The organism is Xanthobacter sp., from assembly GCF_041911315.1.
GTDB classification, from domain to species: Bacteria; Pseudomonadota; Alphaproteobacteria; order Rhizobiales; family Xanthobacteraceae; genus Xanthobacter; species Xanthobacter aminoxidans.
In genome coordinates this window covers 26,512-48,557 of the sequence record NZ_JAYRPE010000045.1, presented here as the reverse complement: position 1 = coordinate 48,557, position 22,046 = coordinate 26,512, and the positions used below count along the sequence as shown (strand labels likewise).

At 70.0% G+C, this 22,046-nt stretch carries 17 protein-coding genes and 1 riboswitch; of the genes, 7 read left to right on the top strand and 10 right to left on the bottom strand.

Features of this window, described 5'->3' with window-relative positions; translation table 11 throughout:
• Positions 1–53: 53 nt before the first annotated feature.
• The 5 genes from ACE3QW_RS13900 to ACE3QW_RS13880 form a co-directional block, all read right to left on the bottom strand.
• Positions 54–371, bottom strand: a complete 318-nt coding sequence (locus ACE3QW_RS13900; protein ID WP_024279023.1) for an integration host factor subunit alpha — start codon at positions 369–371, stop codon at positions 54–56.
• Positions 372–579: 208 nt separating this feature from the next.
• Positions 580–1,554 (bottom strand): beta-ketoacyl-ACP synthase III, encoded by a 975-nt coding sequence (locus tag ACE3QW_RS13895; RefSeq protein WP_029558531.1) that lies wholly within the window; start codon positions 1,552–1,554, stop codon positions 580–582.
• The gene (plsX, locus tag ACE3QW_RS13890; RefSeq protein ID WP_024279025.1) at positions 1,551–2,621 is read right to left on the bottom strand and encodes a phosphate acyltransferase PlsX; all 1,071 of its coding nucleotides are present in this window, start codon (positions 2,619–2,621) and stop codon (positions 1,551–1,553) included. The genes ACE3QW_RS13895 and plsX overlap by 4 nt, the downstream gene beginning before the upstream one ends.
• Positions 2,622–2,793: 172 nt before the next feature.
• Positions 2,794–3,300, bottom strand: coding sequence for a DUF177 domain-containing protein (locus tag ACE3QW_RS13885; RefSeq protein WP_024279026.1), 507 nt, complete (start codon positions 3,298–3,300; stop codon positions 2,794–2,796).
• Positions 3,297–3,860 (bottom strand): ubiquinol-cytochrome C chaperone family protein, encoded by a 564-nt coding sequence (locus ACE3QW_RS13880; RefSeq protein WP_374251906.1) that lies wholly within the window; start codon positions 3,858–3,860, stop codon positions 3,297–3,299. Before ACE3QW_RS13880 ends, ACE3QW_RS13885 begins: the two co-directional genes overlap by 4 nt.
• A 236-nt stretch (positions 3,861–4,096) precedes the next feature.
• Between ACE3QW_RS13880 and ACE3QW_RS13875 the strand changes: the two genes are divergently transcribed.
• The 5 genes from ACE3QW_RS13875 to ACE3QW_RS13855 all read left to right on the top strand — a co-directional run bounded on the left by ACE3QW_RS13875 (position 4,097) and on the right by ACE3QW_RS13855 (position 7,465).
• The gene (locus ACE3QW_RS13875; RefSeq protein WP_250167547.1) at positions 4,097–4,516 is read left to right on the top strand and encodes an outer membrane protein assembly factor BamE; all 420 of its coding nucleotides are present in this window, start codon (positions 4,097–4,099) and stop codon (positions 4,514–4,516) included.
• A 160-nt stretch (positions 4,517–4,676) separates the two neighbouring features.
• Positions 4,677–5,465, top strand: a complete 789-nt coding sequence (gene cobS, locus ACE3QW_RS13870) for an adenosylcobinamide-GDP ribazoletransferase (protein WP_374251905.1) — start codon at positions 4,677–4,679, stop codon at positions 5,463–5,465.
• A 60-nt stretch (positions 5,466–5,525) separates the two neighbouring features.
• Positions 5,526–5,762, top strand: coding sequence for a DUF1289 domain-containing protein (locus ACE3QW_RS13865; RefSeq protein ID WP_284145531.1), 237 nt, complete (start codon positions 5,526–5,528; stop codon positions 5,760–5,762).
• A 6-nt stretch (positions 5,763–5,768) separates the two neighbouring features.
• Positions 5,769–6,485: a TIGR02281 family clan AA aspartic protease gene (locus tag ACE3QW_RS13860; protein WP_024279031.1), complete on the top strand. Its 717-nt coding sequence runs from the start codon at positions 5,769–5,771 to the stop codon at positions 6,483–6,485.
• Positions 6,486–6,553: 68 nt separating this feature from the next.
• Positions 6,554–7,465, top strand: coding sequence for a cation transporter (locus ACE3QW_RS13855; protein WP_250167549.1), 912 nt, complete (start codon positions 6,554–6,556; stop codon positions 7,463–7,465).
• Between the two features lie 49 nt (positions 7,466–7,514).
• On the opposite strand, the gene ACE3QW_RS13850 is transcribed toward ACE3QW_RS13855, so the two are convergent.
• A complete protein-coding gene (locus ACE3QW_RS13850) occupies positions 7,515–8,351 on the bottom strand; it encodes an aldo/keto reductase (protein ID WP_374251904.1) in 837 nt (278 codons plus the stop codon).
• 147 nt (positions 8,352–8,498) lie between these two features.
• On the opposite strand from ACE3QW_RS13850, the gene ACE3QW_RS13845 reads away from it, so the two are divergent.
• Positions 8,499–8,876: a hypothetical protein gene (locus ACE3QW_RS13845; RefSeq protein WP_374251903.1), complete on the top strand. Its 378-nt coding sequence runs from the start codon at positions 8,499–8,501 to the stop codon at positions 8,874–8,876.
• A gap of 77 nt (positions 8,877–8,953) precedes the next feature.
• The gene (locus ACE3QW_RS13840) at positions 8,954–9,538 is read left to right on the top strand and encodes a DUF983 domain-containing protein (protein ID WP_374251902.1); all 585 of its coding nucleotides are present in this window, start codon (positions 8,954–8,956) and stop codon (positions 9,536–9,538) included.
• Positions 9,539–9,598: 60 nt separating this feature from the next.
• Here ACE3QW_RS13840 and ACE3QW_RS13835 read toward each other — a convergent pair whose 3' ends face one another.
• The 4 genes from ACE3QW_RS13835 to ACE3QW_RS13820 form a co-directional block, all read right to left on the bottom strand.
• Entirely contained in the window at positions 9,599–10,282 is a 684-nt protein-coding gene (locus tag ACE3QW_RS13835; RefSeq protein ID WP_374251901.1) for an energy-coupling factor ABC transporter permease, read from the bottom strand.
• A 36-nt stretch (positions 10,283–10,318) separates the two neighbouring features.
• Positions 10,319–10,562, bottom strand: a riboswitch (cobalamin riboswitch).
• A gap of 91 nt (positions 10,563–10,653) precedes the next feature.
• Positions 10,654–11,145 (bottom strand): copper chaperone PCu(A)C, encoded by a 492-nt coding sequence (locus ACE3QW_RS13830; protein WP_374251900.1) that lies wholly within the window; start codon positions 11,143–11,145, stop codon positions 10,654–10,656.
• A gap of 150 nt (positions 11,146–11,295) precedes the next feature.
• A complete protein-coding gene (locus ACE3QW_RS13825) occupies positions 11,296–11,745 on the bottom strand; it encodes a hypothetical protein (RefSeq protein WP_374251899.1) in 450 nt (149 codons plus the stop codon).
• 15 nt (positions 11,746–11,760) lie between these two features.
• Positions 11,761–21,822, bottom strand: coding sequence for a hypothetical protein (locus ACE3QW_RS13820; protein ID WP_374251898.1), 10,062 nt, complete (start codon positions 21,820–21,822; stop codon positions 11,761–11,763).
• Positions 21,823–22,046: the final 224 nt, after the last annotated feature.

Here is a 22,046-nt window from a genome sequence, read left to right as displayed (position 1 = left end):
CGGTTGTTCGCGCGATCGGTTACGAAATCCTGTCCGTGGGCAGGCGACGGGGATCAGTCCTCGTCGGCGCCGTCCGGCTCGGTGCCGTTGATGCGGTGCTTCAGGATGCTCGAGGGCTTGAACACCATGACCCGGCGGGGCTCGATGGGCACTTCCTGGCCGGTCTTGGGATTGCGCCCGATGCGCTCGCCCTTGTCGCGCACGACAAAGGAACCGAACGAAGACAGCTTGACCGTCTCGCCGCGGGCGAGGCAGTCCGCAATCTCCTTCAGAACCATCTCGACGAGCTGGGCAGACTCGGTGCGAGAAAGTCCAACCTGCTGATAGACGGCCTCACACAGATCCGCCCGCGTTACGGTCCGACCAGCCATATGTCTCCCCGACCCCTGAAAGCGCGCTCGGACCGGCCGCCAACGCCCTGCGACCGCCCAGCCTTGCAAACGCAGCAATTCTTAACAGTTGAGGCTGCACGAATGTGACGGATACGACGCCGCACCTCCCACAGACCCCAGCGCCTGCGGGCAACGGCGTCCGGCAAACTAGCCGCGCCAGCCGAGCAAGGTCAACGCATTATGTGGTCTACCAGCGGATCAGTGCCGACCCCCAGGTGAATCCGCCGCCCATTGCCTCAAGCAACACCAGATCACCTTTGGTAATCCGCCCATCCCGCACTGCGACATCAAGCGCCAGGGGGATGGAGGCCGCGGAGGTGTTTCCGTGGAGATCCACGGTCGTTACCACCTTTTCCGGTGCAATGCCCAGCTTCAGCGCGCTGGCGTCGATGATGCGGCGGTTCGCCTGATGGGGCACGAACCAGTCGATGCTGGCGGCGCTCTCGCCGGTGGCGGCGAAGGCGTCCTCGATCACGTCGGTGATCATGCCCACCGCGTGCTTGAACACTTCCTTGCCTTCCATGCGCAGATGGCCGGCCGTGCCCGTGGTGGACGGCCCGCCGTCCACATAGAGCTTGGCGCGATGGCGGCCGTCCGAGCGCAGATGGGAGGTCAGGAGACCGGAATCGCCGGCTGTCGCCGCGTCCACGCCTTCGAGCACGAGCGCGCCGGCGCCGTCGCCGAACAGGACGCAGGTGCCGCGATCCTCCCAGTCGAGGATGCGCGAGAAGGTCTCGGCGCCGATCACCAGCGCCCGCTTGAAGGCGCCGGTCTTCAGATAGGCGTCGGCCGTGGCGAGGGCGAAGACGAAGCCGGAGCACACCGCCTGGACATCGAAGGCGGCGCCGCGGGTGATGCCAAGCTCGGCCTGTACCGTCACCGAGGTGGCCGGGAAGGTCAGGTCTGGCGTCGCGGTGCCGAGGATGATCAGGTCGATGTCGGCGGCGGTGAGGCCGGACGCATCCAGCGCGCGCTGGGCCGCCTTGATGGCGAGGTGGGAGGTGAATTCACCTTCCGCAGCGATGTGCCGCTGGCGGATACCGGTGCGCTGGACGATCCACTCGTCGGACGTGTCCATGCGTGACGCGAGCTCGGCGTTGCTGAGAACCCGCTCGGGAAGATAGGACCCGGTGCCCCGGGCGACGGACCTGATACCGCTCACGATTGTCCTTCCGCCCCTGCGGCCTCCGGCCGGCGCTCGGAAATCTCCGGAGGCCTGCGGCTGGTGAGGCTCTGTTCGATGTGCGCCAGCAATTGGTGGCGCACCATGTCATAGGCGAGGTCGACGGCGGCGGCGAAGCCCTCCGCGTCGGTGCCGCCGTGGCTCTTGATGACGACGCCGTTGAGGCCGAGGAACACGCCGCCATTGGCCCGGCGCGGGTCCATCTTCTCCTTCAGCACGCGGAAGGCGTCGCGCGCGAAGAGATAGCCGATCCTGGCCCGCAGCGTCCGGCTCATGGCCGAGCGCAGGTAGGAGGCGAGCTGCTTGGCCGTGCCCTCGGCGGTCTTCAGGGCGATGTTGCCGGAAAAGCCCTCGGTCACGACCACGTCCACCGTGCCGGCGCCGATGTCGTTGCCCTCGACGAAGCCGTGATAGTTCACCGACACCCCCTCCTCCCGGAGGATGCGCGCGGCTTCCTTCACTTCCTCGACGCCCTTGATCTCCTCGACGCCCACATTGAGGAGGCCGACGGTCGGCTTCTCGATGTCGAACAGCACCCGCGCCATGGCCGAGCCCATGATCGCCATCTCGACGAGGCTCTTGGCTGTGGCGCCGATGGAGGCGCCCACGTCCAGCACCACCGTCTCGCCGCGCAACGTCGGCCAGATGGCGGCGATGGCGGGGCGGCTGATGCCCGGCATGGTGCGCAGATTGAAATTGGCCATGGCCATCAGAGCGCCGGTGTTGCCGGCGGACACGGCAACGTCGGCCTCGTGGACCTTCACCGCGTCGATGGCCTTCCACATGGACGATTTGTAGCGGCCCCGGCGCAGCGCCTGGCTCGGCTTGTCGTCCATGCCGACCACAACGTCGGTGTGGATGATGCGGGACGCGGCAGCGAGCTTGGGGTGGCTCTTCAGAACCTCGCGGACCCGTGCCTCATCGCCATAGAGGAGGAAGCTTGTGTCGGGATGGCGCCCCAGCGAGATTTCCGCCCCTGCAAGGACCGTCTCGGGTCCATGGTCGCCGCCCATGGCGTCGACGGCGATGCGGACGGGTACGGTCATCTCCGGCGTAAATCCCTGCTTCGATCGAATGGCGGCGGGCTCTGCCCTGGCGGAAAAGGTGAGGGATCAGGAATCCCGGCAAGCATGTCCCGTCGTTACCGTCGCCGTTGCGGCGGGCGGACAATAGCGTGTCGCGGCGCCATCGCAACTGCTCCGGGGCGGCGAGGTGCGCTCACTCCTTGTCCTTCAGGCGGGAGAGTGCGGAGAAGGGCGAAATGGCGGGATCCTCCGCCGGCGGCTCGAACACCGCCCCGGGCTTGCGCGGGTAGGGATCGACGCCGAGGGCCAGGAACTCGCACACCAGCGCGCCCACATCGATCCGCCCGTCCACGATCTCGTCCGGCGGGTCGATCTCGTTCTCCTCGTCCTCTTCGGAGGGCTTGTAGGTGCCGGCGGGCGCGAAGTGGACGTCGATTTCCTCCTCGAGCGGCGCGTCGAACGCCTCCAGCGTCACCCCGCACGTCTGGCGGACGGTGGCCGTGAGTCGGCCCGAGACGCGCACGCCCTCCCTGCCTTCCGGCACAAGGTGAAGTGTCGCCAGGATCCCTTCGGCGTGGAGCACGCCCGCATAGCGCGCAAGCGCCGCCGTGGCGGCGGCATCGGGCGCGAGCTTCAAGTGAAGGCCGAGCGGCGGGAGGTCGGCGACGGAGATCATGTGGGAATAAGGAAGGTCGCTCATTGTCCCGCCTCCGGAGCAGGCCTGAGTTGGGGCGCCGGCAGCACCAGCACGCCGCGGGCGAAGGTTTCAAAGGGCGTTGCCGCAAGGCTGTCCGCAGCGGCACGAACGTAGGCCGCGAAGGGGGCTGCCGTGGGCACCGTCTCTTCCGTGCCGAGAACATTGCGGGCGAGAGCTTGCGCCAGAAGCGCGTTGCCGCGGTCGGCCAGTGCGGTATCATATGCCGCAACACGGCCGTAAAAGGCCTCGCCGATCTTCTTCATCTTCTTCGGAACGGTGAGGTCGCCGACGCCCAGCTCACGCATGGTGCTGTCCATGTCGGCGGCGAAGGCGTCGAAAATCTCCTGCGACATAGCGCGCGCGGTGTCGTCGCCGTCCTTCAGGCGGTGGCAGACCAGCACGGTATGGAGCACCACCATCTCGAAGCGTCCCTCCAGCGTATCGGGAACGCCGAAGTCGGTGTAGAACTCCGCCCGCCGCGACTGTGCCACGATCACGCCATACAGGCGCTCGATGGTCTCGCGGGACTTGGCACGCTTTGACGAGCGGAACAGGTTGAGCATTTCGGCTTCCGGGCCAAGGTCCGGCGAGGAGTTGAACGGGCAAGCGGCGTAACGCGCCCTCGCCCGCATGGCAAGGGGCGGTAGCCGAGGCGGCGCGCCGGGGCGCCGTTCACTGGACAAAAATGGGGATGCGTGTGGCGTCACGAGACAAGAGGCATGAACGCACGGGGAACGCGCCGACCACCAGGAACCGGAGGCTCGGCCTTGCGGGGACCGCCGCCCTTTTGCTCGCCGGGATGGCGCTCACGGGCTGCGACCAGGTGATCGTGAACGGCACGGGCGGCCAGCTCTCCGGCGTGGTTCGCACCTATCAGCGCGGCTACGTGCTGGCCGATGGCGCGCTGGATCAGATCCCGGTCGGATCGAGCCAGGAACAGGTGCTGCTGGTGCTCGGCACGCCGTCCACCGTCGCGACGCTGAACGGCGACGCCTTCTTCTACATCTCCCAGACCCAGCAGCGCGTCGCCTTCCTGAAGCCGGAGATCACCGAGCAGAAGGTGCTCGCGGTCTATTTCGACAAGAACAAGCGCGTGACGCGCATCGCCCAGTACGGACTGAAGGACGGCAAGGTGTTCGACTTCGTGTCGCAGACCACGCCCACCAGCGGCGAGGAACTGAGCCTCATCCGCCAGATGATCGGCCTCATCACCTTCTGATCGGGGATTTGGGCAGGCCCGCCGTGCGCATCGCGTGCGCCGGGCCGTGACCTACGCGGGTCCTGACCTGCGCGGTACTTGACCTGCGCCGCAAATGGCGCTCCCAAGGGCGGCGGGGCCCCCGCCCCTTCGCAACGCCCGGAGCGACGAGCCCCAACCGATGGCCAGAACACTCGGACAGGACCTCGCTGCCGCGCTGCGCTTCTATTCCCGCCTGCCGCTGCCGGCGCGGGATGACACCGCCTTCGCGCCGCCCGACATCGACCGCATCGCCTATGCGATCCCCATCGCCGGTGCGGTGCTCGGCCTGATCGGGGCGCTGGTCCTTATCTTCGCCATGGCGGTGAAGCTGCCGGCGTTCCTTGCCGCGGTGCTGGCGGTGACGGCGTTGGCGCTGGCCACCGGATGCTTCCACGAGGACGGGCTGGCCGACACCGCGGATGGGCTGGGCGGCGGCCGTGACCGTGCACAGAAGCTCGCCATCATGCGCGACAGCCGCATCGGCACCTATGGCGGCACCGCGCTCCTGCTGGGGCTGCTGCTGCGGATCGGCGCGCTGGAGGCGCTCGCCATGTCGGTCGGCCCGCTGCGCGCCGGCCTTGCCCTCATCGCCGGCGAAGCGGCCTCCCGTGCCGCCGGGGTGCTGCTCATCGCCGCCCTGCCCCCGGCCCGGACGGATGGCGCCGGCGCGTCCGTCGGCCGGCCCTCGGAAGCGGCGGCGCTGTCCTGCGCTCTGGTCGCCGCGCTTATCGTCTGCGTGCTGATGGTGGCGGCGTTCGGCATCGGCGCGGCCTTTGCCGGCCTGATCGGGCCGGTGCTGGCGCTGCTGGTGATGATGCGCCTGTCGAGCCGCCTCATCGGCGGGCAGACCGGCGACGTGGCGGGCGCCACCCAGCAGGTGGCGGTGATTGTGTTCCTCCTCGGCGTGCTTATCTTCGGCGGACGGTAGGCGAGCGGCGATTCCCGCCCCGCCTCAGCCGGAAGGAGCCGAGGGCCCGCCCGCGCAACCATGACCGAGCCGTCAGAAACCCGGACCGTTTCCCGCACCGGCACCATCGTCACGCCCTGCATCAAGGTGTGTGCGGTGGAGCCCTTGAGCGGGCTGTGCATCGGCTGCGGGCGGACGCTGCGCGAGATCGGCGGCTGGGCCTCCTTCTCCCCGGATGCGCGCGACCGGATCATGGCCGTCCTCCCCGACCGTCTGGCGCGTCTCCGGCAGACGGCGCCGGACGCCTTCATGGAATAGGCCGCCATGCGCAGCGACCGTCTCCTCTGGCTCCTCCTGATCGGCCTGTTCGCCGGCGGCGTCATCCTCGCGGTGAACCACGAGCAGGGCGAAGTGGCGGGCATCGACATCAACAAGTTCGGTGCGCTGGTGGGGCAGCTTTCCATCGCCGTGTTCGTCGGCGCGGCGGCGTGGTCCATCATTCGCGGCCGGATCGCCGAATCGCTCATGGCCGCCGCCTTCTGGCTGGTGCTCGCGGTGCTGCTGGCCCTCGGCTACACCTATCGTGACCCCCTCGCCCAGGTCGGCCGCAAGGTGCTGGCCGAGGTCGCGCCGGGCTATGCGGTCAATCTCGCGCAGACCGGCACGAGCATCGTGGAGGTGACGCGCGGCGCGGGCGGCGACTTCGCCGTGCGTGCCGGCATCAACGGCTCCGGGGTGAGCATGCTGGTCGACACCGGAGCCTCCTCCGTCGTGCTGACCCACGAGGCGGCACAGGCGGTGGGCCTGCCGGTGGATTTCCTGAAGTACGACGTACCCGTCGACACCGCGGCTGGCCGCACCCGGGCGGCTGCGGTGGTGCTGGACACCATGACCATCGGCAGCATTGTCGAACGGCACGTGCCCGCCCTCGTCTCTCCCGCCGGCGCATTGCGCACCAGCCTGCTCGGCATGAGCTTCCTGTCGCGGCTGGACGCCTTCGAGTTCCGCGGCGACAAGCTCGTCATGCGTGGCGGAAAATGATTGTATTTCCGCCTCCTGCTCGTCTCGGTTAGGGTCGCGCGTTCCTCATGCCTGAACGGCGAAGCTTGATGCGCGTGCCCACAGCGACCGATCTCCAGAAGGAGCGGGCGATCCTGTTCGCCATCCTTCTCGATTTCAGCGTTTTCGTGCCCTACCTCATCACCGTGTCGCGGATCGGTTCGCTGGCCATGCTGGCGGAACTCCTGCGCGGCGGCCTGCTGCTTCTGGTGGAAGGCCTCGCGCTGGTGACGCTGCGCGCCGCCCATCGCGGCCGCATGTATTTCTACGATTTCGGCATCGGCAAGCTCGAGCGCATGTTCGCGGCCGCCATCGGCGTTCTGCTGCTGCTCGCTGCGGTGTTCATCCTCATCAAGGTGATGGATTCGACCGAATCCGAGCCGCTGCCGCCATTCTGGGTGGCCGCCGCCCTGGGGCTTGTCGTCTACAACCTGTTCACGAATCTGGCGCCGCTGGTTCCGCTGTGGCGGGCGACGCGCGCGGGCACCTCCATCATCGTGCTCAGCCAGTTCCGCGCCCGCATCGCCAAGGCGGTCGCCTCGGTGACGGTGGTGGTGTGCGTCGCCCTCGACGTGCTGCTGCCGCATACCGAGGTGGGGCTGGCGGCCGACGATATCGGCGGGCTTATCGGCGCGGCCTTCATGCTGGTCATCGGCGGCGCCATGATCTCGGAAGCCCTGCCGGACCTTCTCGACCGTGCGCTGGCCGAGCCGCTCCAGATGAAGGTCAACGCCGCGCTCGCCGCCTACTTCGATCGCTATGAGCAGCTCATCGGCGTTCGGACCCGCAAGTCCGGCAATGTCGCCCATGTGGAGATCACGGTGGGCTTTGCGCCCGGGCGCACCATCGCCGACGTCAGCTCGGTGACGCAGGGCCTGCGCCAGACACTCACCGCCGCCATTCCCGACGCCGACGTGGTGGTCATCGCCGCGCCCTACGATCCGGACGCGCGACCGGCCTAGAGCATCTGCATTTTCACGCGAACCGGCATCCACTTCGCTTGAAAGTGCTTCAGAGCATCTCCAGCCCCACCTTGCGGCGCGGCGGGGGGAAGGCCTTGTCGATGGCGGCGAGGTCTTCGGCGTCCAGCACCAGATCGCGCGCGGCGGCGTTCATCTCCACATGCTCGACGCGGCTCGCCTTGGGGATGGCAATCACGTCCCCGCTGCGCATCACCCAGGCGAGCGCCACCTGGAACGGGTCCACACCGTGCTTCTTCGCCACGGCGCCCAGCCCCCCGCCGCGGGGCAGGCGGGCCTGCTCGATGGGGCTGTAGGCCATGACCGGGATGCGCGCGGCGCGCAGCTCCGGGAACAGATCGAATTCCGGCCCGCGGCGGCCCGGATTGTAGAGCACCTGATTGGCGGCGCAGGCAGTGCCACCCTTGGTCGCGAGCAGTTCCTCCATGTCGTCCGTGTCGAGGTTGCTCACGCCCCAGAGGCGGATCTTGCCCGCCTTCTGGAGCGCCTCGAAGCCGGCGATGGTCTCGGACAGGGGATGGTTGCCGCGCCAGTGGAGGAGATAAAGGTCGATCACGTCGGTCTTCATCCGCTTCAGGCTGCGCTCGCAGGCGGCGGCGACGCCGGTCCGGCTGGCGTTGTGCGGGTAGACCTTGCTGACGAGGAACACCTCGTCCCGACGCCCGGCGATGGCCTCCCCCACCACCTCCTCGGCGCCGCCGTCGGCATACATCTCCGCCGTATCGATGAGCGTGAGGCCGAGGTCGATGCCGCGCTGCAAGGCCTTCGCCTCGGCGGAACGGGCGGTGGAACGCTCGCCCATGTACCAGGTGCCCTGGCCGAGGGCGGGCACCGTCTCGCCATTGGGAAGGGGCACGGTCTTGGTCATGGGCGGTTCCTCGGGCTTCGTTCCGCTGGCTGGTTGCGGGCGACCATAACGGCTGCTTCAGGCAGGTCCAGAGCCGGCCTGCGGCAGGGAGACGCTGCGTAGATTCACGCGCTTGACCCCTTCTGCCGCGTTGCACACAAGCGGAGCATGGGCATCGGGTTGGGATTCAAGGGCTTGCGGGTAGCGGCTGCCGCACTTTTCGTGCTGGCGCAGCTGACGCTCGGGTTCGCCCATCAGCCTGTCGCCCTGCCCTCCTCCGAGGCTCCCGTCGATCTTGCGGCCTATGCGCTGCCGGACGGCACGCTGCCGGACCTCTGCCTCAATGGCGCAGACACCGGAACGGTTCTCAAGGCCCATCCCTGCGACGCCTGTGTTCTGACCTCGGCGCCTGGCCTTGCCGTGGAGCCGCAACCCGCGCTCGCGGCGCCCGATGGCCGGCGCATCGCGCACCTCCCCGCGCGCTGCGAACGACGGCCGGCCGAGCAAGCCCGCGGCGCCCAGGCGCGTGGCCCTCCTGTGACCTGACCCAAAGCTGAACCGGCGCGGGAGCCTCCCGACGCCTCCGGTCCCTGCCGCCCATGCGGCCCTTCGGGTTTTCGTTCATGTCAGACACGCAATCTCACGCGTCTTCGGAGGCGCTCGCGCGCGCCCGCGCCGCCATGTCGGCGGAATTCGGCACCGTCACCCGCACCGCGTTCGATCCGGCGCGCCGCGCGCCGCGGCGGCTCTATCACACCAACGGCTTCAACCCGCCCCGCCCCATCGAGGCGGCGGCGCGGCGTGGCTGGTCCGGGCGTTGCCCGGCCTGCGGCGAAGGTGCCCTGTTCGGGCGCTGGATGCAGGTCTCGGAATCCTGCACGCACTGCGGCGAGGCGCTGGGCCATGCCCGCGTCACCAACGCCGTGCCGGTCCTCGCAATCCCTCTTGCGCTGCTGGCCGGATCGCTGGTGGGTGGCATTCTGGAGCTGCTCAGCGACCTCCCGCTGGCGCTCGAGCTTGCGGCCAGCGAACTGGTGGCGGTGGCGGCCGCCTTCCATGTGCTGCCCCGCGCCAAGGGCCTCGCCGTCGGCCTTGCCTGGGCGAACCATGTGGGCGGCTTCGATCCGCTCCGCCATCTGGTGCCGGACCCGGAAGCCCCAGCCGCCCTGCCCTCTCCCGCCCTGCCCCCGCCCGTCGAGGCTCCCTGAAACGCAGAACGCCGGCGGGAGCACCGCCGGCGTTCTGTTATCCGAGGGTCGGGCGCGCGATCAGGCCGCGTCGTAGAGCCGGCGCTCCAGCAGCGGGTTGCCGCCCTTGAAGGCGCCATGCAGCGCCTTCGCGGCCGCAAGCACCGCAAGGTCCACCAGCGGCTCGACGATGATGACGAGCATGTAGGCGCCACCAAAGGTCGCCACCGAGGCGATGTTCTCGGATGCGAAGCCCTGGCCATAGACGGCCCAGAACGCCACCCAGCCGACGATGCCGGCCTGATAGGTGGTGGAGAGCGCGAGCGCCTGCCCGTACTTCAGTTCCACATAGGGCGTGCCCGGCGCCACGATGCGGCGCGCGACGGCGGCGACGCCGAACAGCGGCACCAGCAGGGTCGTCACGTTCATCCCGTACTGGGGCAGGTCGAACGGCGCGAAGAACAGGCCCTGGACGAGCAGGCCGAAGGCGAGGCCAAGGGCTGCCGGAGCCGCGCCGAACATCAGGAACAGGGTCGAGCCGAGAATGAGGTGCACTTCCGAGACGCCCACCGGATAGTGCGGCAGCACCTCGAAGAAGCTGAACACGAGAGCGGTGGTGGCGAGGGTGCGGCCGGCCAGCGAGAGGACACCGCGCTCGCGCGCCGCCTCATAGGCAAGCTTCAGGGCGTAGCCGCCGGCGGCGGCCGCCGTGACATAGCTGAGGCCGATCTTGGCCCCGTCCACGAGTCCGGGTTCGATATGCATGCTGGTCTCCGTTGCCGTCTCACCCGACGGCCCGAGGGTTATCATCATGCGATCGGCCGGTCTCCTGACTCGCGGGTCTACGCTCACCCCCGCCTTCCCGGCCGGCCCTAGGGGCTGTGGCCAGTGGCATACTGGAAGATCGCTCGCCGCTCACAGTCGCGGGGGCGGTTGGGGCTTCGGGCCAACCCCGGCGGATATCCGCGCAGGTTCAGGCCCTACCCCATTCCCGTTTCACTCCGGATGCCGTGGCAACCGGAGCACCGTTCGCACGTGCAGCAGGCACCGAACACCTCCGCGCTGTCAAGCGATCCCGGAGGCGAAACGCGCCGGTACCTTCCGGACCGGCGCGTCGTGCGCGTGAGTTTCCCGCCTCAGTGGCCGGGATGGGCGCTGCCGGAGGCGCCGAGGCCCTCCACCTGGAACTTCACGGGCACGCTGCCGGCCTTCTCGAAGGTCAGCGTGCCGTCCACAGAGGTGCCCTCCTTGAGCGGGGACTTCAGGTCCATGAACATGATGTGGTAGCCGCCCGGCTTCAGCTCGACGCTGCCGCCGGCCGGGATGGTGAGACCGTCCGGGATGGGCCGCATCACCATGACGCCGTCCTTCATGGCCATCTCGTGGATCTCGACCCGGCCGGCGAACGGCACGGTGGCGGAGATGAGGCGGTCGGGCGCAGCGCCGGTGTTCTTCACCACCAGATAGCCGGCGGCGACGCTGGCGCCGCCCGGCGTCGCACGCGACCAGGGATGGTCGATCTGCAGCGAGCCGGCCTTGTAGTCGTGCGCCACGGCAGCGCCCGTCAGGGCGACGGTGGCGACGGCAGCGGCCATCACGGCACGGCGGGCGAGATGGAAAATGGACATGGGTGCTCCTTGGTTGCGCCAATGGGGCTTCTGCCCCATGGCGGGATGAACCTGCTGGTTGGACTTGATGAGCCGCCCGCCACCCGAGCCGGACACGCAATGGCGTGGCCGCGCAGGCGGGGCAGATTCGGCCTTCGAAGGCGTCAGGGGTCAGGCGCCGAGGGGAGGACCCTGCGAGGACCGCGGCTCGCGGCGGTCGCGACCACTTCCCTCTGCGACGGCAACGGCTGCCCGCTCGGAAATCGCGGGGGTCGCGACAGGACGTCCGGCGTCGGCGGCAACCGGGAGGATCGGCGCCAGAGAATGGAAGGCGCAGAGGGCGCAGCAGACGGAATGGTCTGCCTGCGGCGACTCCGGGGTGTTGTCCGGAACTCCGGTGCTGCGGGCGCACAGGGCACTGCCGCCGGGCGCGCTGGCCATGGCCGTGCCGGCGGAGCGCTCGAGCGCGATGCCCGCGACGAACAACTGCAGCACGAAGGCATAGGCAAGCCAGACGCAAAACGCGCCGCGCCCCCACCCTGCCTCACGCCACCTCGCCACCCGCTGCTCCCGGACCTCGATCACCGGCCGGCATGTTAACCGCCCGGCGGAGAAAGTCATCCGGTGCCGCCGCCCTCAGAAGTGGACGGCGAAGCGCGCCATGCCGCGCTGGGACAGGAAATCCTGGCCGACATTAAGGCCGTACTCCACCTTGATCTCCAGATTGTCGCGGGTAACGGCCTGCAATCCGAGGTCGAGATTGCCCAGCACGTCGGGCAGCGGCGTGGAGGTGACAAAGTTGCCGGCAGACAGCGGCGCCCACAGGAAGCGCGCCGTCGTCTGCCAGGCATCGTTGGAGGCGAAGGACGCGCCGAGGGTCATGTAGGGCCGCAGCACCACCCCATCCGGCAGGTCCATCCGGCCGCCGAACTCCACCGCCGGGGTGGCGACGAAGGTGGTAAGGCTCGATCCCTGCAACGCCAGCTCGGCTCCCGTGCGGCCGAGTTCGCTGAAGCCCGGCATCTCCACGTGAATGAGGTCGAGGTCCAACCTCGGCCGCACATAGTAGTTGGCGAACGAGAATTCGTAGGACGCCCGCAGCCGGCCGGTGACGTTGTACACATCGGAGTTGCTGGTGGCCTGGCCTCCGGCGATGCCGATGGTCCGGGTGTTGTCATAGGAGACCCAGCCGGCGTCGACGGCGGCGGAGAACAGCCAGGGACCCCACTGCCGCTTCAGGGCGACGCCGATATCGCCGCCGTTGCCGCTCGCCGAGAACCAGCCGCTGGGGCTGGACACCGACGACTGCTGGTAGGCGCCCGACAAGGCGAGGAACCAGTCCGTGGCCAGCTCGTGCTGGACTCCCGCCTGGAAGATCAGGCTGTCGGAGGCATAGCCCTGCATCTGCGAGGTGGTCGTCTGGCCGGTGTGGTCGTAGATGATCCGCGCCCAGGCGCAATTGTCCTCCCGCAGCTGGGTGCTCGATGCCACGAACACGGGGCAGCTCAAGGTGCGGTCGAGGAAGGCCTGACTCTCGCCGATGCGCAGCCCCGCCGGGGCCTGGAGCAGTTGCGGGGAAAGCTGGCCCAGCGCGCTCTGGTAGGCCAGCACCGAATTGATGTCGATGAGACCGTTGAACACCTTGGACATGCCGCCGACGTCGCCGGTGTCCCACACCCGCTGCAGGCTTCCGCCAACGGATGCCTCGTTGCCCGACAGCCACACGCCCTTGGGCAGGAAGTGGGCGATGGGGCTGATGGTCAGCGAGGTATCGTCGGCATGCACCGCCCAGCTGTAGGCAAGGCCGCTGTCCTTCGCCACCGCCGTGCTGGTCAGCTGATCCGCGACGAAGATGGTGTAGGAATCCTTGGGTGCGATGCTGGTCGCGCGCGGGTCGATGGTGCCGCTGAGGGTGGCCCCGCCGACGACGCGGATCTGGTCGTTGCGGGCCGAAGCGGAATCCACATCCACCTGCAGAACGCCATCGGAGCCGAGGCCCCCGGCGATGCTGGTGGTGGCGATCACGCCCAGCCCGCCGGGATTGACCGTGCCGTGGTTGATGAAGCCCGGAGCGCCCGGCCCCGCACCTAAGGTGGCGGCGAAGGTGGAGGTGTCCCCGGCGGTCTTGACGACCGTGCCGGAATTGAACGTCGCGCCCGCCTCGTTGACGAGCCCGTTGGTGCCGCCGCCGAGATCGACGCTGCCGTTCAGGGTGCCCCTGTTGATGACGCTGTCGTCGCCGACGCCGGCCGCGATGGCCATGCCGCTGAGCCCGGAGACCACCGCGCCTTGCGCGATGGTGACGGTGTTCTCGGTGCCGCCCGAAAGGACGATGGCAGCGGTGCCCGTGCCGCCCCGCACCACGCCGCCATCGGCGATGAGGACCTGGATCTGGCCGTTTCCGCTCGCCCCGAGACTCTGCGCGAAGATGGCCGGCGAATTGTCGCCGGTCGCGATGGCGCTGCCGGAGACCAGCACGGTGACAGGCCCACCGGTGCCCGCGCCGCCGGCCGTGCCGAGGCCGACGCCTCCGGCAGTCGCCGCAAGGCCGCCACCGCCGCCGATGGACTGGGCCACGATCACCGGCGCGTTGTCGCCCCGCGTCGTAGCCGTGCCGGTGAGGGAGACGTAGATGGCGCCGCCGTTGCCCGAGCCGCCACCGCTGCCCTGGATGCCGTCCTGGTTCGAGAACACCGCGCTTGCCGCCGAGCCGCCGATGCCGCCGCCGCCACCCACCGACTGGGCGAAGATGGCCGACGCGCCGGAGCCGGAGGTGACGATGGTTCCCGCGGCGAGGGCGTAGATGTTGCCCCCGTTGCCGCCCTGCCCGGCCGATCCGCCGAACGCGACGGCGCCTGTCGCGTCGGCCGAAGACGTGCCGCCGATGCCGCCGCCGCCGCCGATGGACTGCGCGACCACGCCGAACGCGTTGTCGCCCGAGGTGCGGATCACCGAGCCGGCGGCGAGATCCAAGGTGACGGTGCCGCCCTCACTGCTGCTGCCGCCATCGCCGCCCAGGGTCAGGGCGAGCGAGTGGCTGCCCGATGTCTTGGTGGAGCTGGTCGCGGCGATGCCGCCGCCGCCGCCGATGGACTGCGCCAGAACGCCGATGGAGGCATCGCCCGACGTCTGGATGGTGCCGTACACGTTGCCATAGACCTTGCCACCGGCGCCGCCCGCACCGCCCGAGGCTCCGAGGCCCACGGTCGCGGAGAAAATGCCGTTGCCGGAATCGGTGGCCACGGTCGAGGCCCGCCCGCCACCGCCGCCGATGGACTGAAGCACCATGCCGTTGGCGAGGTCGCCGCTGGTGACGATGGTGCCCTGCTGCGTGACGTTGACGGTATCGCCCTTGCCCGCCACGCCACCGGCACCACCGAGGGAAAATGTGGCGGTAATGGTGTTCTGCCCGCCGTTGGCGACGCTGTTGGCGACGGATGCATTGCCGCCGCCGCCACCGATGGACTGGGCCAGAACGCCGTCCGAGCCGTCACCCAGCGTCTGGATCGCGCCGTTGATGCCAATGGTGACGTTGCCGCCGTTGCCACCGCCGCCGCCCGAGCCGCCGAGGCTGGCGGCCACGCTCGCCTTGCCGCCGGTGTCGCCGCCGGAGGACGAGGCGACGGAGGCCTTGCCGCCGCCGCCGCCGATGGACTGGGCGAGGATGCCCGCGGAATCGTGCCCCCTCGTGACAAGGTGGGACGTGTCCCCGCTGCCGAACAGGACCTCGACTTTGCCGCCATATCCGCCGTTGCCGCCGCTGCCGCCCACGGTCGCGGACAGGTCGAAGCTGTTGCCGCCCTTGCCGTCCGCGGTGGATTTGCCGGCACCGCCCACGCCGCCCGACCCGCCGATGGACTGGGCGACGATGGCATCCGCCGCATCGCCCGTCGTGGCGATGGTCACGGCCCCCGTTGCGGTCACGGAGACCTGGCCGCCATGACCGCCTGCCCCGCCCGTGCCGCCGGCGATGGTCCCCACCGCAATCTTGCCGCTGGTAGCATTCTGGGCGCTGCCGGCCGCGCCGCCGCCGCCGCCGATGGACTGCCCAAGGATGGCGCTCGCCCCGGTGCCGGCGGTGAAGATGTCGCCCGTATTGGAGACCGACACCGTGTTGCCGTATCCGCCCTGGCCACCGCTGCCACTCAGGGACAGGGTGACGGCCGCCGTGCCGCCGGTGCCGCTGTTTCCCGTCACCGCGGCCGAGCCGCCGCCGCCGCCGATGGACTGCGCCAGGATGCCGTGGCCGAAATCGCCGCTGGTGACGAGCGTGCCGGAATTGTTCACGGTGGTGAGGCCGCCGTTGCCCCCGCCCTTGCCGCTACCGCCGAGGCTGGCACCGAGATTGAGCTGCGCGCTCTGGCCCGATGCGGTGGAGACGGTGGACACCGCATTGCCGCCGCCGCCGCCGATGGACTGCGCGACGATGGCGCTGGCGTGGTCGCCGGAGGTCTGCACCCGTCCGGCGTTGACCACGGTGGCCGCGCCGCCGTTACCGCCGGTCGCGCCGCTCCCGCCGAGGGTGGCGGAAACATTGGCCGCGTCCGCACCCGAGGTGGTGGAGGAGGCCGCGCCGCCCTTGCCACCGCCGCCGCCGATGGACTGCGCGACCAAGCCGTTGGAGCCGGTGCCCACGGTCACGATGGCGAAGGCGGTGGCGCTCGGGTCGGCCCCGGTGCCGTTGGTGATGATGGCGGAATAGCCATTTCCGGCGCTGCCGCCCCCACCGCCGATGTCCACCGACAGGCCGAGGCCGTTGCCGCCCTTGCCGTCGGCCTTGCCCGTACCCGAGCCGGCCGAACCGCCGCCGCCACCGATGGACTGCACGAGAACGGCATCCGCCGCGTCGCCGGTGGTGATGATCCTGCCGCCGCCTCCGGTCGCGGACAGGGTCGCAGTGGCTTGCCCGCCATTGCCGCCACCGCCGCCGGCACCGCCCAGCGCGGCACCGATGCTGATCTTGCCGGAAGCGGCATTGTCGGCGCTGCCGGCTGCGCCGCCGCCCCCGCCGATGGATTGCACGAGGATGCCGGTGGCGCCCTGCCCGGTCGTGTAGACGCTGCCGGAGGTGGAGACCGAGGCCAACTCGCCGTCGCCGCCACTGCCGCCCGACCCGGCCAGGGTCAGGTTGACGCCGGCCGTGCCGCCATTGGCGGCTCCAGCCGAAGTGCCCGACTTGCCGCCGCCGCCACCGATGGACTGCGCCAGGATGCCGTAGCTGAAATTGCCGAGGGTGAGGATGGTTGCGCCGTTCTCAACGGTGGCGGTGCCGCCCGTGTTGCCGGAGCCGCCACTTCCGCCCAGCGTGGCGGTCACGGTCGCGTCGGCCTTGGTGCCATCCGCCGCAGTATGGGAGGCGAGCGCGATGCCGCCGCCGCCGCCGATGGACTGCGCCACGATGCCGGAGGCATGGTCGCCGCCGGTCACGATGGTGCCGCCGACGGTGGTCACGGACGCCGTCCCGCCGTAATTCCCGGAACCGCCGTTGCCGCCAATCCCGACCGTCAGGCCGACGGTGGACGAAGAGCCTTTCGCGGCGCTCGACGAGGTCGTAGCGCCACCTTTACCGCCACCGCCGCCGATGGACTGCGCGACGAGACCGTTGGAGCCGGTGCCGAGCGTGGTGATGGCGGCGCCCTGGGTGGTCGCGCTGCCGTTATTCACGTTCACCGTTTCACCGTGGCCGCCGGAGCCCCCGCCACCGCCCACCGTGACGTCAAGGCTGGCGCTGTTGCCGCCGGCCCCGTCCGCCTTGCCCGAGCCGGCCCCGCCGTTGCCGCCACTGCCGCCGATGGACTGGGCCAGCACGCCGTCCGAACCGTTGCCGGTGGTGACAAGGCTGCCGAGCTTGGCATTGTAGAGGTCGACGGTCACGGCTCCGCCGTTGCCGCCGCCGCCGCCGGTTCCGCCGATCGCCGAGCCGATGGCGAACTTGCCGGTGGCCGCATTGGTGGAACTGCCCGCATTGCCGCCGCCACCACCGATGGACTGCGCCAGGATGCCGACGCCGTCCTGCCCCTCGGTGCGGATATCGCCGGTGCTCGTGACCGTCACCGCTCCGCCGTAGGCCCCCGTCCCGCCCGTGCCGGCGAGGGCGAAGGAGAGGCTCGCGGTCTTGGCCGCGCTGGCTGCCGCGCTCGCGCCCGCCGTGCCGCCGCCGCCACCCACCGACTGGGCGAGGATGGCATTGGAATGGTCGCCGGTGACGAGGATGGTTCCCGAATTCGTCACGCTCACCTTGCCGCCCTCGGAGCCGGCGCCGCCCGCGCCGCCGAGGGTTGCGGTGATGGAATAGCTGCCGCCGGAGCCTTTGGCGGTGGATGAGCCGCCCTTGCCGCCACCGCCGCCCACCGATTGGGCGAGGATGCCGTTGGCCATGTCGCCGCTCGTCCTGATGGCGGCGGAATTGGTCACATAGACATTGCCGCCGTTGGAGCCGGTCCCCCCCGCTCCGCCGAGGGTCAGCGTCGCCGACACCGACTGGCCGCCGGAGGCATGGGAATCTGCCCCCACCGATCCGCCCACGCCGCCGCCGCCGCCCACCGACTGGGCCAGGATGGCATCCGAGAGCTTGCCGGATGTGGTGATCTGACCCGCGGTGGTCACTGTGACGGTGCCGCCGGAATAACCCAGGCCGCCCCCTCCCGCGAGGGATGCGCCGAGCGAGATCTTCGACGAGGCGGCCGCGTTGGAGTTGCCGCCGATGCCGCCGCCGCCGCCCACCGACTGGGCGAGGATGGCGACGGAATCCTCGCCCTTGGTCTCGATGATGGCGTCGGTATTCACCGTGACGTTGCCGCCCGTGCCGCCACTTCCGCCTGTCGCGCCGAGGGTGAGGGTGAGGCCAGCCTGCCCGCCGCTCGCGGAGCCCGCCGCAGCGCCGCCCTTGCCACCGCCGCCACCGATGGATTGCGCCACGATGGCCGAGGCGTGATCTCCGGAGGTCTGGATGTGGATCGGCTGGGCCGAGCTGGGCGCGAGGGCCGTGACCGTGACGCTTCCGCCGTTTCCGCCCTTGCCGCCTTTGCCGCCGAGGTCTGCGGAGAGGGTGAAGGACGTGTTGGAGCCCCCTGAAAGATCGGAGGATTTGGTGCTGCTCTTGCCCGAGGCCGAGCCGCCGGTGCCACCACCGCCGCCCACCGACTGGGCGAGAATGGCATCCGCATCGGCGCCGGTCGTCACGATCTGCCCGGTGTCGGTCACGGTGACGTCGCCGCCCTTGCCGCCACCACCGCCCTTGCCGCCCAGCCCAACGCTCAGGTCAACGGAGCCGCCTGCGGCATCGGCCGTGCCGCCGCCCGCGGTGCCGCCGCCGCCGCCCACCGATTGCGCAAGGATGCCCCGCGCGCTGGTGCCGGACGTGGTGATGGTGCCGGACTGGATCACCGTCACCGCATAGGCGTTGCCCGCGACATTGCCGCTTCCCCCGGCGCCGAGCCCGAGCGACACGGAGGTCTTGCCGGAAAGAGATGCGGCATTGGACGAGGTGGAGCCCACGCCGCCATTGCCACCGCCGCCGCCGACGGCCTGGGCGATGATGCCGTCGGCGAAATCGCCGGACGTGGCGATGGTGCCGGAATTGTTCACCGTCACCGTGCCGGAATTCTGGCCCGCTCCGCCCTGCCCACCCAGCGTCGCCGAGACCGTCAGGGCGACGCCGCTGGACACGCTGACGCCAAGCGCGCTCGCATCTCCGCCGGTTCCGCCGCCCCCGCCGATGGACTGCGCCAGGATGCCGGTCGAGCCGGCGCCGGAGGTCTTGATGGAGCCGGTATTGGTGGCGCTGGCGGCCATGCCGATGCCGCCGTCCCCGCCCGAGCCGCCCACGCTCGCGTTTACAGTGACCGACCCTTCGACGCCTGCGGAAATGGCGTTGGCGGCGGAAGAACCGCCATTGCCGCCGCCGCCGCCGATGGACTGCACCACCATGCCCATGGAATCGAGGCCGCTGGTGACGATCTGCCCTGAATTGGTGACGGTGACGTTGCCGCCGTTGCCACCGCTGCCGCCCGATCCGCCAACCGCCGCCGCAACCGCGACATACAGGCCGCCGCTCTGCGACAGCCCGCTGCCACCCGAACCGCCACCGCCACCCACCGACTGGGCGAGAATGGCGGACGCGCGGTCGCCCGTGGTGACGATGCCCGCTGAGTTCGTGACGGTGACCGTGCCGCCGGAGCCACCGGACCCGCCGGAGCCGCCGATGGTCAGGGCCGCGCCTTCGACGGTGTCGGCCACCGCCTTCCCGCCCGCGCCGCCGCCGCCGCCGATGGACTGGGCCAGCAGGGCCGTGGAATAGCTGCCAGACGTGACGATGGTGACGGTGCCCGGCGCCACACCGGAATTCGTCACATAGACGTTTCCGCCATTGCCGCCGCTGCCCCCGCCGCCGCCGATGGCTGCGGACACGCCGACACCGACGCTCATGGTGCCGCCGCCGCGCCCGCCCCCGCCGCCCACGGACTGCGCGACCACACCGAGCGAATTGTCGCCGCTGGTGACGATCGTTCCCGAATTGTAGAGCGTGGTCTTCCCGCCGCCTCCGCCCGACGCACCCTGTCCGCCGAGGGATGCGACACCGCCCGCGCCCCCGCCGTTGCCCCCGCCCCCGCCGATGGACTGGGCCAGAACGCCGTCCGAGAACTTGCCGCTGGTGGTGATGACGCCGTAATTCTTGGCGGTCGCTTCCGCACTGCCGCCGGTGCCGGACGTGCCTGAATTGCCGACGGAGCCGCCGACCGCGACACACCCCGCGGCGCTGTTTGAACATCCCCCCACGATGAGGTTGCCGCCACCGCCGCCCACCGACTGCACGAGCATTCCGTGGGCGTAATTCCCGGTGGTGGTGACCGTCCCGGTGTTGATGCCCGTGGCGTTCGCGCCCGCGCCGCTGACGGCGCCGTTCCCGCCCATGGAGACGAACACCGCATCCGCCGAGCCGCCGTTGCCGCCACCGCCCGCGACAGACTGCACCACGATGCCGACCGAGCCGTTGCCGCCGGTTGAGACCGCGCCGCCGGAGTTCAGATAGACGTTGCCCGCGGCGCCACCCGGGCCGGCGACGCCGCCCGAGCTGCTGATGAACCCGCCCACGGACGCGCCGTTCGCGCCGGTGCCGCCGAGGCTCTGCGCGACGATGGCGTTCGAGGCGTAGCCCGAGGTCTGAACCTTCGCGCCGCTCGCGACGATCACGTTGACGGCGGTGCCGCTGGCGGCGCTGCCACCGGTGCCGCCAGCGCCGCCGGTCTCGCTGAGCGATTCGTCCGCGGGCGCGCCATTGCCGCCCGCCCCGCCATTGGCGGCCACGATGATGCCGTGGGCCGTATCGCCGCTGGTGGTGATGGTGACGCCACCCTGGACCGTGAGGGAGGCCGTGCCGCCGGTGCCGCCCTGGCCACCGTCGCCGCCAGAGCCGGATAAGGTGCCGCTCGCTTTCCCTCCGAGGCCGCCCGCGCCGCCATTGGCATAGATGGCGATGCCCGCCGCCGCGTTGCCGGAGGTGCTGATCTGGCTGGTGCCGGAAACCGTCACCTGGACGTTTCCGCCGCTCCCGCCGTTGCCGCCGTTGCCACCGGATGCATTGGGCAGGTCGGCACCTGCATAACCGCCATAGCCGCCGGCCCCGCCATTGGCGATTGCGACGATGCCCGCCCCTGCGGAGGTGATGGTGGTGCCCGAGACCACGATGGTCACAGTGCCGGCGTTTCCGCCGGTCCCGCCGCCATAGGCGGTGCCGTTACCGCCGATGCCCTTCGCATTTCCGCCTGCGCCGGCGTTACCGCCGAGCGACACGGCATCGATGCCGGCCCCGTTCGGGCTCTGGATCGTGACGTTGCTCAGGCCGACATAGACGTTTCCGCCGTTTCCGCCTTGACCGCCGGCGCCGGCATGGGCTGCAAATCCGCTCCTCGAATAGCCCCCGGCGCCGCCGGCGCCGCCTGCGGACGTGATGCTCAGTCCAGGTCCGTTGCCGCTCGTGATGCTCGTAGAGCTGATCTTTATGGAAGCGTTGCCGCCGCTGCCCCCGGCGCCGCCCGCACCAGCAAAGGACTGGTCGTCGGTAAAGCCGCTGCGGCCACCACCGCCCTCACCGCCGACGCTCGTGATGACAATGCCGTCGGCCGCCGATCCCAGTGTGGAGCCCGTGACCGAGACAGTCACGGCGCCGCCACTGCCACCCGTGCCGCCCGCGCCGCCCTGTCCGTGGCCGAAACCCTGGGCGGACCCATATCCGCCGAGCCCCCCCGTTCCGCCAGTCGACTGGATGGCGATCGGCGTGGTGCTCGTCGGGCCGGTGGTGACGCTGGAGACAGCCGCCGTGAAGGCGCCGCCAGTGCCACCCGTACCTCCGGCTCCGCCGAAGGCGTCACCTGTGCTTATGCCGCGGTACACGGCGGCGTAGCCGCCTTGGCCACCCGAGCCGCCGGTCGTGATGCTCCTGATGGCGTAGGTGCTTGAGGAGCCCCCGCTGATGACTATCGACGTTGCACCGATGGAGCCGCCAGTCCCTCCAACCCCGCCACGGGTGGTTTCCCAATCGTCGGTATCGTTGCTGCCCGTGCTGCCGATGGCGCCCTGGGCATTCTGCTCAAATGGGATCGTCACCACGGTCTGCGCCGCTGCCGACCGGACCGCGACGGGCGCGGCGACCAATGCGAGGCTGCACAGGGTTGTCGTGAGCGCGGTGGACAGAAGCATCCGCGCCGTGGAGGCGCCATACACGTTCGATGCCGTCGCCCGCGGACCACGGTTCAGCGCAATCCCATCCCCAGGCATTCCCGCCCCCAGCAAAGCCTACGGTAGGATATTGTTGTCCCGGGGTTGAAAGCGCAACCATTGGAGATGGCTCGCCCACCGAAAAGCCGCCGCCAGAGGTTGCGTGGTTAAAGGACCGAAAGGGACGGCTACGGGACTATCACGAC

Coding starts and splice junctions, on each gene's coding strand:
- ACE3QW_RS13900 (WP_024279023.1), bottom strand. CDS start 371: ATGGCTGGTCGGACCGTAACGCGGGCGGATCTGTGTGAGGCCGTCTAT.
- plsX (WP_024279025.1), bottom strand. CDS start 2,621: ATGACCGTACCCGTCCGCATCGCCGTCGACGCCATGGGCGGCGACCAT.
- ACE3QW_RS13885 (WP_024279026.1), bottom strand. CDS start 3,300: ATGAGCGACCTTCCTTATTCCCACATGATCTCCGTCGCCGACCTCCCG.
- ACE3QW_RS13880 (WP_374251906.1), bottom strand. CDS start 3,860: ATGCTCAACCTGTTCCGCTCGTCAAAGCGTGCCAAGTCCCGCGAGACC.
- ACE3QW_RS13875 (WP_250167547.1), top strand. CDS start 4,097: ATGGCGCTCACGGGCTGCGACCAGGTGATCGTGAACGGCACGGGCGGC.
- cobS (WP_374251905.1), top strand. CDS start 4,677: ATGGCCAGAACACTCGGACAGGACCTCGCTGCCGCGCTGCGCTTCTAT.
- ACE3QW_RS13865 (WP_284145531.1), top strand. CDS start 5,526: ATGACCGAGCCGTCAGAAACCCGGACCGTTTCCCGCACCGGCACCATC.
- ACE3QW_RS13860 (WP_024279031.1), top strand. CDS start 5,769: ATGCGCAGCGACCGTCTCCTCTGGCTCCTCCTGATCGGCCTGTTCGCC.
- ACE3QW_RS13855 (WP_250167549.1), top strand. CDS start 6,554: ATGCGCGTGCCCACAGCGACCGATCTCCAGAAGGAGCGGGCGATCCTG.
- ACE3QW_RS13850 (WP_374251904.1), bottom strand. CDS start 8,351: ATGACCAAGACCGTGCCCCTTCCCAATGGCGAGACGGTGCCCGCCCTC.
- ACE3QW_RS13845 (WP_374251903.1), top strand. CDS start 8,499: ATGGGCATCGGGTTGGGATTCAAGGGCTTGCGGGTAGCGGCTGCCGCA.
- ACE3QW_RS13840 (WP_374251902.1), top strand. CDS start 8,954: ATGTCAGACACGCAATCTCACGCGTCTTCGGAGGCGCTCGCGCGCGCC.
- ACE3QW_RS13835 (WP_374251901.1), bottom strand. CDS start 10,282: ATGCATATCGAACCCGGACTCGTGGACGGGGCCAAGATCGGCCTCAGC.
- ACE3QW_RS13830 (WP_374251900.1), bottom strand. CDS start 11,145: ATGTCCATTTTCCATCTCGCCCGCCGTGCCGTGATGGCCGCTGCCGTC.
- ACE3QW_RS13825 (WP_374251899.1), bottom strand. CDS start 11,745: ATGACTTTCTCCGCCGGGCGGTTAACATGCCGGCCGGTGATCGAGGTC.
- ACE3QW_RS13820 (WP_374251898.1), bottom strand. CDS start 21,822: ATGCTTCTGTCCACCGCGCTCACGACAACCCTGTGCAGCCTCGCATTG.